Here is a 10161-nt window from a genome sequence, read left to right on the forward strand (position 1 = left end):
CAATCAATTGGGAAATTCAGCAAGAAAAATTGGTGAGGCTTCATTGAATTTAGAGCTGAAAGCATTGCTTATGGCGTACGAAAATCCCACCTAACAAACTGTTCAAGAGGGATTCGCAACGCGTGGCATTTTTACTATGCGTTGGTCTTAGCGATTAAGGTGGTTTGCAGAGGCATCGGTATTGCGTTGCTCACCCCTTAACAGGGCGTTATATGAATTTGACAAGGAGGTTAAATGTTAACCGAAAATAGAATTGTAGATTTAGTATGTGACCAACTGGAATTGGATGGTTTTACTGTCTCCCAGAAACTAGATACTACTCAGACAGGGATAGATATTGTTGCTGTATCGGAAACCGGTAAGAAGTATTTTGTCGAAGCAAAAGGCGCTACTTCTTCAAAGGAGTCGACTAAGCGATATGGACAAGAGTTCAATAAGTCTCAGGTTAAGACGCACATTGGCATGGCGTTAGTTGCTGCGTTTAAGGTAAGGGAAGATAATCCGGACCATGAATCAATCATAGCTTTACCTAATAACCTTTCTCACAAAGAATTAATTGAAAGTATGGCAACTCCTATAAGACTCTCGGGCATCAAAGTTTGGTTAGTTGATGAAGAGCGAGTCGAAAAACTCATATAACAAACTGTTCAAGAGTGATTCGGCACGCGTGGCATTTTTACTATGCGTTGGTTTTAGTGATTAAGGTGGTATGCGAGAGCATCGTATTGCGTGCCTCACACCTTAACAAGGCGTTATACGCTTTATGGGAAATGATACAAAAAGGACGTTATGAAGTTATCTGAGTTACAAAGTCATATAAAAGAATTCGATTATGCGCCAGAGCAATCTGAACACTATTTTTTAAAACTAATCGAAGAAGTTGGCGAATTATCGGAATCTATTCGCAAAGGCAAAAGTGGGCAACCAACGCTAGATGAGCTCAAAGGTTCAGTTGCAGAAGAGTTATATGACGTTTTGTATTATGTTTGTGCTCTAGCCAATATTCACGGTGTAAACCTTGAGAAAACGCATGAACTAAAAGAAGTTTTGAATAAAGTTAAGTACAACCGATAGGACGCGTATAACAAATTGTTCAAGAGGGATTCATCACGCGTGGCATTTTTACTATGCGTTGGTTTTAGTGATTAAGGCGGTATGCGGTAGCATCGGTGTTGCGTGCTTCACCCCTTAACAAGGCGTTATAGCGCACGATAAAATTGAATATGGATGGTCATGGATAATATCGAAAAAGAGCTCTATCAAGCAGCAATAGAACTAGTAAATATGCGATATCCTTCTGGTTGGGGTGGAGCTGCGGCTGTTAGAACAGAGTCAGGAAAAATATTAACAAGCATTGCTCCTGATACTAAAAACGATGCTCTTTCACTATGCATGGAGGTGGGAGCGTATTTAGAGGCTCACAAACTCAATGAGCGAGTGACCCACTCATTATGCCTGTGTCGTGAGAGCGAGAACGATGAATTTCTAATTTTGTCACCATGCGGAGTTTGCCAAGAGCGCCTCGTCCATTGGGGTGGGGATGTCAAAGCAGCAATTACGACTTCAGGGAATGCATTGGTTTTCAAGACTATACGAGAATTAATGCCTCATCATTGGTCACTTGTAAACGGCAAAGCGCTATAACAAACTGTTTAAGAGTGATTCGCAACGCGTGGCATTTTTACTATGCGTTGGTTTTAGTGTTTAAGGTGGTATGCAGTGGCTTCGGTATTGCGTTGCTCACACCTTAACAGGGCGTTATAAAGCTCGAAGAAAAAGGAAATTTCGTGGAAATTCGAACAGGTAAACTTGAAGATGTTGCTGGTATCACCGACATCTTTAATTTTTATATTGAGCACACTAATGCACGCTTTGAGGAAGTTCCATTTACTCTGGAAAATCGTCAGAAATGGTTTTCTCAGTTTTCTAGTACTACCAAATATCAACTATATGTAGCCAAAGAAAACGGCGTGTTGCTAGGTTTTGCATGTTCCCAACAGTACAGAGCAATTTCAGCTTTTGACGACACCGTAGAAGTGACCGTTTATCTGGCACAAGAAGCTAAAGGGAAAGGTTTAGGTTCTAAACTATATACTCAGTTGTTCTCATCAATTCGTGCTTATGGTGTTCATCGTGTATTGTCGGGTGTTGCATTACCAAACGACGCATCAGTGGCATTACACAAACGGTTTGGTTTCAGAGAAGTCGGAGTTTTCAATGAGTATGCAAAGAAAAATGGACAGTACATTAGCTCGGTGTGGTTAGAAAAGGCGTTTAACGTAGAGTCCGCTTTATAACAAACAATTTAAGAGTGATTCGGCACGCGTAGCACTTTTACTATGCGTTAGTTTTAGTGATTAAGGCGGTATGCGGCGGCATCGGTATTGCGTGCCTCACACCTTAATTGGGCGTTAGTTGCAAAGGGCAAAATATGACGATTGAGCAGCTTGATAAAGTAGATGTTATTGCACATGACAATGAAAAAGTAATTTTGGTTATATCCGATCATTTAGAGTGGGATGATCAAAATGAAAAGCTATTACTGCTGCAAGACAAATTAAATCTGTATTTATCATTTATTGAATCTGGAGAAATATTTGAACAATACCCAATAGCAAAGGGCAAGCTTTTTGAAATTAGGATTGTTTCAAAGTATCAGCCAAACCGCGAAGCTGAAAAATTCGTTTCATTGGTTTCAGAAGTAGTAAGTGATGCAGGTTTTAGTCTTACGCACGAGTTGGGGACTTACAACTAACAAGGCGTTCAAGGCGGATTCACAACGCTTGGCGATTTCAATTCAAGTCAGGTTAAGTGTCTAAGATGCAATGGTTTAGGTTTGGCGACTGGCGTTGTTCACCACTTAACGCGGCGTTAGCACTCAGAATCATTCAACAAGGAGGTTTTATGTTTCCATTAGAGGTATTTGTTACTTATACATTAGCTTGTTTACTTTTGGTGATCTCGCCGGGTCCGGATAACTTGCTCGCTATAGGTAGAGGTTTAAGCCAAGGTCGACTGGCGGCAGTAATGTCAGGCATGTCTTCTGGTGTTGGTATTTTATTTCATGTAGTCGCAGCAACATTCGGGCTAACCCTTTTAATTCAAACCTCTGAAGTGGCGTTTTATGTTGTAAAACTGGTTGGTGCTGCTTACCTAATATGGTTAGGTGTGAAAGTACTCCGTACGAGAAACCTGTTCTCACTGGAACCAGCGAAAAAACAGTCTCTGAAACTTATCTTTTCTACTGGGTTTCTATTAGCAGCACTTAATCCGAAGCCAGGTATGTTTGTTCTTGCTTTTGTACCTCAATTTGTAAACCCAAGTTTAGGCTCAGTGACAACTCAAATGATTGGCTACGGTGTGTGGTTTGCAGCATTAACAGCAATTGGCTTTAGCTTAATGGGTGTGTTTTCTTCTCAATTGTCTGAGTGGTTTAGAAACAAGCCTAAACTAGTGTCAGGGTTAAATATTGGTGCAGGTATCACATTCGTGTCTTCTGGGTTAGCAATAGCGTTTATGAAGCAGCGATAATCTAAGTGCTAACAAACTGTTTAAGAGTGATTCGCAACGCGTGGCATTTTTACTATGCGTTGGTTTTAGTGTTTAAGGTGGTATACGGCGGCTTTGGTATTGCGTTGCTCACACCTTAACAGGGCGTTAGTTGCACGAGGAGGTTTCGTGGAAGAATTATCAGGTGGAAGAGAATCAGCAATATATCGAGATGGTGAAGTTGTCTATCGTCCTCTTCAGCCGTGGAGTCCTACAATTCACTTTATTTTGAAACACCTCGAGCGAGAAAATGTAGCTGAATCTCCAAGATTTCTTGGTGTTAGCCAAGAACAGGAAGTCCTAAGTTTTGTTGTTGGTAATACTTATAACTACCCTCTAGTCGATGCAATTGCGACTGTGGATGCACTCACATCAGCAGGTAAGCTATTGCGTAAAATACATGACTCAACTGTGCCACTTTTGGAACAAGTAGATGTCAATGCGCACAAGTGGATGCTAGAGCCAAAAGAGCCTTTTGAAGTCATCTGCCATGGTGACTTTACCCCTTATAATGTTGCTCTATCCGAGAACACAGTTGTAGGTGTATTTGACTTTGATACTGCGCACCCTGCGCCAAGAATATGGGATTTAGCATATTCAGTTTATTGTTGGTCGCCTTTCAAAACTGACAGCAATGATAAGTTAGGCACAATCTCTGAGCAGGTAACTAGAGCTAAGTTGTTCTGTGATAGTTACGGTGCAACTACGTTAGAAAGAAATCAACTAGCGGACGCAATGATTGAGCGATTACGGGCTTTAGTTTTGTTCATGCGGAGAGAAGCTGAAAATGGTAATGAAACCTTTGCTGAAAACATAGAGCAAGGTCATCTTCAAGCTTATCTAAATGACATAAAATATATCACTGAAAATAAACAAAAAATTCAGTGCGCATTGTGCAACTAACAAAGCATTTAAGAGTGATTCGCAACGCTTGGCAGTTTCGCTTCGCTCAAGTATAGCCAAGCGCCGCTCACACCTTAATGCGGCGTTATGCTTTTTCTCAAACTTGCAAGTATGGGTACTTTACGTATTCAACAAATATGACTATGTATCTGCCCTGATATCTTTACTAGAAATGAGGCTTTTATTCTTCAATAGACTCTAATTTTTCTGAAAACCATCGCTGCCCAACAAAAATTGCGTTCTGTCTTATCTAACTTATCAGTGGTTTGATAGAGTTATGATTCGATGTGTAAGGAGGGTTTTAGATGGGAACTATAATAGGCTTGGTCATTTTAGCTGCGATAGATTGGTACCTTGTTCGTAAGACAGGATTTCATATACATCAACTAGTTTCCAAAAAGTATGCTGAGCATTCGCGTAGTAAAGAACATCGTAAATAAGGCCTCTTTAGGGCAGGCTAACTGTATGTTGGCATTTTACCGTGCCTATTGATAGAACAAGCATAACAAACTGTTCAAGAGGGATTCGCAACGCGTGGCATTTTTTACTATGCGTTGGTTTTAGTGTTTAAGGTGGTATGCGGCGGCATTTGTATTGCGTTGCTCACCCCTTAACAGGGCGTTAGGCATTTAAGAGGAAGTATGGAGTTTAATTATATGTCCCTTGCTAGCGGGGTACTAATTTTTGTTGCTGGCATTGTTGTGAAACTAATTTTGGATCTGAACCTTGCTCCAAGGTTGGTTAAGTGGCTGAGTTATATCAATCTGGCCAGTAGGACTATTTTTAGAAGTATGCCTCCTTCTCTTTCGGGAGATTGGGAAGTGTATTGGGAATCAAGTAGTGAAGACTTCTCTGATTCCTCCGATCGAAAGAAAAATGCGAAAATCTATCAATTTGGTAATTATATGTTTTGCGAGTATGAAGCAAAGGAGCGTGTTTACTGCTTTTTTGGCAAAAGCAAAAATACATATTTGACAGGTAACTATTGGGATAAGAAGGATCCGCTTGGTTATCATGGTGCCTTTCAGCTAAAAATAATTAACTCAGAGCAAATGATTGGGCGTTGGGCGGGTCATTCAAATAAAGGTATTGCAATAAACACAGATACTTATATTTGGAAAAAAATGCCATGCGTAAAAAATGCCTAACAAACTGTTTAAGAGTGATTCGCAACGCGTGGCACTTTTACTATGCGTTGCGTTTAGTGTTTAAGGTGGTATGCAGAAGCTTCGGTATTGCGTTGCTCACACCTTAACAGGGCGTTAGGCGAAATGGAAAATTTAAACTTAAGGAGAGACGAATGAGTTGGAAATTTAACGATGTAAGAGCTTTGTTGGTAAATAAAGGTTTGCATCTTACAAAGTCCAATAATTGCACATATGGGAAAGTATTAAGTAGTCCGCAAGTTTCTATAACATCAGATTCATTAGAGCGAAATGTGGTTGCCTACTATATCTATGGTTCTCATGAAAGTGCCACAATGCTTGAATTAACCTTAGGTAAGAGTAACCCTGAATTTTTAGCAGAAGCTGAAGTTAACTTTGAAAAACTAGTTAAAAAGCTTTTTAGTTCAGCTTGTCACACTCAACTACCTGACTCTTGGAAATGCGAACCTAATACAGAATTTGAACAATCAGGGTATATCGTAAAATGTGTGCAAGATGATGTCTCTGCACCTCATACATTCAAAGTACTTATTGCGGCTAAAAATGAACTTTCACAAGGCTTGGCGGTTCGAGAACATTTTTTATACTTACAATAATTTATCGGATTACTTGGCTATTCGCCTAACAAACGCTTCAAGACGGATTCGCAACGCGTGGCATTTTTACCATGCGTCGGTTTTAGTGATTATGGTGGTTTGCAGAAACATCGTATTGCGTTGCTCACCACTTAAGCGGGCGTTAGCCGTCATGGAGCTTGCTATACTCAAAGTGATAGAATAGTATCACTTAAGTATTCCTTTGGAGCAGCTCTCATGAAAGTAGAACTAGTTACATCACTCAAACGCCAAGCAACAAAGATCCTTGCCGATCTCCACGACACTAAAGAACCAGTGTTAATTACCGAACATGGTAAGCCATCTGCATATCTTGTTGATGTTGATGATTACGAGTTTATGCAAAATCGTTTAGCTATTCTTGAGGGGATTGCACGAGGTGAACGTGCATTAGCTGACGGTAAAGTGGTGAGTCACGATGAAGCCAAGGACAAAATGTCAAAATGGCTGAAATAATCTGGACTGAGCCAGCGCTATCCGACCTCAATGATATCGCTGAATACATCGCACTTGAAAATATCGTAGCTGCAAAACAATTGGTTCAAGCGATCTTTTCTAAAGTCGAGCGCTTAGAGACTTTCCCTGAATCGGGTCGCATTCCGCCTGAACTAGAACATCTAAGTTATCGTGAAGTTGTAGTTAATCCGTGCCGTATTTTCTATAAACAAGACGGCGACAAAGTATTTATTCTGTTTGTTATGCGTGCTGAGAGGGACTTGCGTAAGTTCCTATTGAGCAAGCAATAACCTTTGGGAATGAGCGGCTAACAAACTGTTCAAGAGGGATTCGCAACGCGTGGCATTTTCACTATGCGTTGGTTTTAGTGTTTCAGGTGGTATGCGGCGGCATCGGTATTACGTTGCTCACCCCTTAACAGGGCGTTAGTTGCCAACGAGGAAAAATGTACCTGAAGCAGAATGTTTAGGGCTAATGTCGATGTGTTTTTGGCTAGGTTTTCGTATTTCTAGTTATTTGGATTTGTGAAAATCGTGTTTTGGTTCCTTGTGCGGTTTGGGTTTGCTGCTGCAGACGCTGATTAGCTTGTTGAAAGTCTGCTCTGCTGTATTGTCGTTCCAAAAGGTTTGTTTGGTGTTCAAAGTCCGTTTTCTACGGCGTTGTAAATTCCAAGTGGTTTCAGTGACAGACGCTTTGAAACTGCGCCTGACTTGAGTTTTCAGAACACATAACCTTAGTGTTGGCAAAGCGGTAATTGACTTCAAATGAAAGCGTTAGGCTTGGTAACTAACAAAGCATTCAAGAGGGACAGTCAACGCGTGGCGAGTTTGGTTTAAATCTTGGCATCTGTGTTTACGGTGTTAAATTGAAGTTGTGTGGTAGCGCGTTGCTGCCCCTTAATGCGGCGTTAGTGCGCATGATGGTCAAGTGACTAAAGGTGTTTCAATGAAAAAGGTAAAATGGATATTCCTTGCGACTTTACTCGTATCAACTGCTTCATTCGCTTCGAGTAAAGCTGAACAAGAGGCAGCTTTAAACGAGATCCTTAAAGGTTTACATATTGACGTCGAGGAAACTGTCGCAACTAAATATGCATCCAAATATGTTGGACTAATTAATGTGCAACTTGGAGAGTTAACAAGGTACAAAGGCTTGGATTGCCGAGCTCAGATTACACTGTCTTCTACTGGTAATGTAGAAAACGTGACTTTAAGTAACCAAAATGTGCTTTGTCGAAAAGTCTTCAATGCTGTGTGGGATATCGGCTCTTTTCCTTTACCAAACGACGCAAAAGAAGCAGATAAACTAAGAAAGTTGAGCTTAAATATTAATCCGTGAGTTGCGCACTAACAAAATGTTCAAGAGGGATTCGCAACGCGTGGCATTTTCACTATGCGTTGAATTTAGTGATTAAGGTGGTTGCAGCAACATCGGTATTGCGTCGCTCACCCCTTAACATGGCGTTAAATTTCAGGAGACAATATGAGTAACAATCGTAAGATTGATGAAGACTTGGAAATGGCATTGTCATACCAAGAAAAATTCAAAACGGTGGATTTTATTTTTTCTACGAGTCAAAGAACACTCGAAGAATCATTGGAAGACAGTATTGTTGTTTTAGATACAAATGTCTTACTTATTCCTTACAAGCTTAAGAAACAGAATCTAAGTGAAATCGAGAAAGTGTATGCAAGGCTGTCTCAGCAAAAGCGATTGCTACTCCCTGAGCACGTAGCTCGTGAGTTTGCGGTAAACAAGCAGTCTAAACTTGCTGATTTACATTATGCTATTACCCAAAAAAGGATTCAGATCCCTAAATCGTTAGATTCAGCAATCTTAAATGATCTTGATGAATTTAAAGCAATTGAAGATAAGTTGACAGGATTAAATGAAACAATCGAATCTTATAATAAGTCGGTAAAAGATCTGGCAGAAAAAGTTAAAGATTGGTCGTGGAACGATCCGGTTTTAAATATGTATAGTCAATTCTTTACAGCTGAAGCTATTAAAAATCATAAAAAATCTAATGAACAGGTTGGTGAGGAACTTTCGAGACGTCAAAAGCATAGTATTGCACCTGGGTACAAAGATAAATCTAAAAAGGATAATGCAGCGGGGGATCTAAACGTATGGCTAACCATCTTAGAACTAGGCTCTGTTCTTAAAAAAGACATAATATTTGTTAGTGAAGATCGCAAGCCCGATTGGTGGAATCAATCAGGTGGTTCTGAGTTTTCACCTAAATTTGAATTGATTAATGAGTATCGGAATATTTCTGATGGTAAAACCATACACCTCTTATCATTTTCAGAATTTCTTTTAGCGTTCCAGGCTGCAGCTGATACAGTTGAGGACGTAAAGAAAGTGGAAGCAGAAGCTCACGCTATGAAGCTCGACTTTAGCAAACAACAAATAGCTAAACATCGTAATATCCCTCGTATACGTAGGCAATATATCAGCTATTTGGAACAACAAGGCATCGACTCCAATGAGTGTGAAGCATGCGGCTTTAGGTTTGAGGGGGACAAAAATATGTTAGAAATACATCATGTGCTTCCTCTGTCTAAAGGAGGAAGTGATAGTACGGATAATATGGTTCTGTTGTGCCCTAATTGCCATCGTACGGCGCATTCAAATTTGCGGGAGTAAGTCCCTCAAAAATTGAAATTTAACAATCTGTTTAAGAGTGATTCGCAACGCTTGGCATTGTTGCTATGCGTTGTGTTTGGTGTTTAAGGTGGTATGCGGTGGCTTCGGTATAGCGTTGCTCACACCTTAACAGGGCGTTATACGATTAAGGAGAGAAATGAAGCCTGATTTACACGGAGGTAGAATTGTTTTGAGGTCAATTCAAACGAATGATTCTGATGATTTGTTTGAAATTTATGGTGATATTCAAACAATGGAATTTGCCTCAGACCCAGTTTTTACATCGAAAGATATGATAGTTCAGATGCTAGAAAGCGTCGTCCGGCTAGAGAAATCAGGTGAATCGTTGGAATGGGCGATTATGGATCAAGCGACAAACAAAGTTATTGGAACCTGCGGCTTACATAGTTTTAGTGATAACAGTGATTCCTGTGAGGTCGGATGCTTACTAAATTCATCGTACTGGCGACAAGGGTATATGTCGGAAGCTCTTAGTTTATTATTTTCTCATGCTAAATCTTTGGGCATTGAAAGACTGTATGCAGATATTGATGAGGGTAACTTTCGGTCTCAAGCTTTGTTTAATAAGCTAGGTTTCAAAGCTAAAAACGGTCAGTTTCAGCGCTTGCTGTGAGGCATCGTATAACAAACTGTTCAAGAGGGATTCACAACGCGTGGCATTTTCACTATGCGTTGAATTTAGTGCTTAAGGTGGTATGCGGCGGCTCCGGTATCGCGTTGCTCACCCCTTAACAGGGCGTTAGAACTTACTACTGAAAAATCATAGAGCGAGAAATGAAAGAGTTACTTTTATTATCAGCTTT

Annotated in this window: 14 protein-coding genes; all 14 read left to right on the forward strand. The window is 40.3% G+C overall.

Annotated elements, in window-relative coordinates; all coding sequences use genetic code 11:
- The first annotated feature begins 234 nt into the window (after positions 1-234).
- The 14 genes from R7M92_RS24235 (at position 235) to R7M92_RS24300 (ending at position 9971) form a co-directional block, all read left to right on the forward strand.
- Complete coding sequence (locus R7M92_RS24235) at positions 235-639, forward strand: hypothetical protein (protein WP_318134499.1); 405 nt, start codon at positions 235-237, stop codon at positions 637-639.
- A gap of 150 nt (positions 640-789) precedes the next feature.
- Positions 790-1074, forward strand: a complete 285-nt coding sequence (locus R7M92_RS24240; protein WP_025640084.1) for a MazG nucleotide pyrophosphohydrolase domain-containing protein — start codon at positions 790-792, stop codon at positions 1072-1074.
- Positions 1075-1233: 159 nt separating this feature from the next.
- Positions 1234-1644, forward strand: a complete 411-nt coding sequence (locus R7M92_RS24245; protein ID WP_021033956.1) for a cytidine deaminase — start codon at positions 1234-1236, stop codon at positions 1642-1644.
- Positions 1645-1787: 143 nt separating this feature from the next.
- A complete protein-coding gene (locus R7M92_RS24250; RefSeq protein ID WP_140214931.1) occupies positions 1788-2297 on the forward strand; it encodes a GNAT family N-acetyltransferase in 510 nt (169 codons plus the stop codon).
- A gap of 134 nt (positions 2298-2431) precedes the next feature.
- Positions 2432-2755, forward strand: coding sequence for a DUF6572 domain-containing protein (locus tag R7M92_RS24255; protein ID WP_038217934.1), 324 nt, complete (start codon positions 2432-2434; stop codon positions 2753-2755).
- Between the two features lie 149 nt (positions 2756-2904).
- The gene (locus R7M92_RS24260; RefSeq protein WP_318134500.1) at positions 2905-3531 is read left to right on the forward strand and encodes a LysE family translocator; all 627 of its coding nucleotides are present in this window, start codon (positions 2905-2907) and stop codon (positions 3529-3531) included.
- A 147-nt stretch (positions 3532-3678) separates the two neighbouring features.
- Positions 3679-4452, forward strand: coding sequence for a phosphotransferase (locus R7M92_RS24265; protein ID WP_213915425.1), 774 nt, complete (start codon positions 3679-3681; stop codon positions 4450-4452).
- Positions 4453-5093: 641 nt separating this feature from the next.
- A complete protein-coding gene (locus tag R7M92_RS24270; protein ID WP_318134503.1) occupies positions 5094-5600 on the forward strand; it encodes a hypothetical protein in 507 nt (168 codons plus the stop codon).
- A gap of 152 nt (positions 5601-5752) precedes the next feature.
- Entirely contained in the window at positions 5753-6214 is a 462-nt protein-coding gene (locus R7M92_RS24275; protein WP_318134505.1) for a hypothetical protein, read from the forward strand.
- Positions 6215-6430: 216 nt separating this feature from the next.
- Entirely contained in the window at positions 6431-6688 is a 258-nt protein-coding gene (locus R7M92_RS24280; protein ID WP_005448240.1) for a type II toxin-antitoxin system Phd/YefM family antitoxin, read from the forward strand.
- The gene (locus R7M92_RS24285) at positions 6676-6978 is read left to right on the forward strand and encodes a type II toxin-antitoxin system RelE/ParE family toxin (RefSeq protein WP_262635810.1); all 303 of its coding nucleotides are present in this window, start codon (positions 6676-6678) and stop codon (positions 6976-6978) included. The genes R7M92_RS24280 and R7M92_RS24285 overlap by 13 nt, the downstream gene beginning before the upstream one ends.
- Before the next feature lie 655 nt (positions 6979-7633).
- On the forward strand, positions 7634-8026 hold the full coding sequence (locus R7M92_RS24290; protein ID WP_318134507.1) for a cell envelope integrity protein TolA: 393 nt from the start codon (positions 7634-7636) through the stop codon (positions 8024-8026).
- Positions 8027-8170: 144 nt separating this feature from the next.
- Positions 8171-9337 (forward strand): PIN domain-containing protein, encoded by a 1167-nt coding sequence (locus R7M92_RS24295; protein WP_318134508.1) that lies wholly within the window; start codon positions 8171-8173, stop codon positions 9335-9337.
- 157 nt (positions 9338-9494) lie between these two features.
- Positions 9495-9971, forward strand: coding sequence for a GNAT family N-acetyltransferase (locus R7M92_RS24300; protein ID WP_025559909.1), 477 nt, complete (start codon positions 9495-9497; stop codon positions 9969-9971).
- The last annotated feature ends 190 nt before the right edge of the window (positions 9972-10161 follow it).

The sequence above is a fragment of the Vibrio sp. Vb2880 genome (assembly GCF_033337975.1).
In the GTDB taxonomy this organism is placed as follows: Bacteria; Pseudomonadota; Gammaproteobacteria; order Enterobacterales; family Vibrionaceae; genus Vibrio; species Vibrio alginolyticus.

Coding starts and splice junctions, on each gene's coding strand:
- R7M92_RS24295 (WP_318134508.1), top strand. CDS start 8,171: ATGAGTAACAATCGTAAGATTGATGAAGACTTGGAAATGGCATTGTCA.
- R7M92_RS24290 (WP_318134507.1), top strand. CDS start 7,634: ATGAAAAAGGTAAAATGGATATTCCTTGCGACTTTACTCGTATCAACT.
- R7M92_RS24245 (WP_021033956.1), top strand. CDS start 1,234: ATGGATAATATCGAAAAAGAGCTCTATCAAGCAGCAATAGAACTAGTA.
- R7M92_RS24235 (WP_318134499.1), top strand. CDS start 235: ATGTTAACCGAAAATAGAATTGTAGATTTAGTATGTGACCAACTGGAA.
- R7M92_RS24255 (WP_038217934.1), top strand. CDS start 2,432: ATGACGATTGAGCAGCTTGATAAAGTAGATGTTATTGCACATGACAAT.
- R7M92_RS24275 (WP_318134505.1), top strand. CDS start 5,753: ATGAGTTGGAAATTTAACGATGTAAGAGCTTTGTTGGTAAATAAAGGT.
- R7M92_RS24300 (WP_025559909.1), top strand. CDS start 9,495: ATGAAGCCTGATTTACACGGAGGTAGAATTGTTTTGAGGTCAATTCAA.
- R7M92_RS24240 (WP_025640084.1), top strand. CDS start 790: ATGAAGTTATCTGAGTTACAAAGTCATATAAAAGAATTCGATTATGCG.
- R7M92_RS24285 (WP_262635810.1), top strand. CDS start 6,676: ATGGCTGAAATAATCTGGACTGAGCCAGCGCTATCCGACCTCAATGAT.
- R7M92_RS24280 (WP_005448240.1), top strand. CDS start 6,431: ATGAAAGTAGAACTAGTTACATCACTCAAACGCCAAGCAACAAAGATC.
- R7M92_RS24270 (WP_318134503.1), top strand. CDS start 5,094: ATGGAGTTTAATTATATGTCCCTTGCTAGCGGGGTACTAATTTTTGTT.
- R7M92_RS24260 (WP_318134500.1), top strand. CDS start 2,905: ATGTTTCCATTAGAGGTATTTGTTACTTATACATTAGCTTGTTTACTT.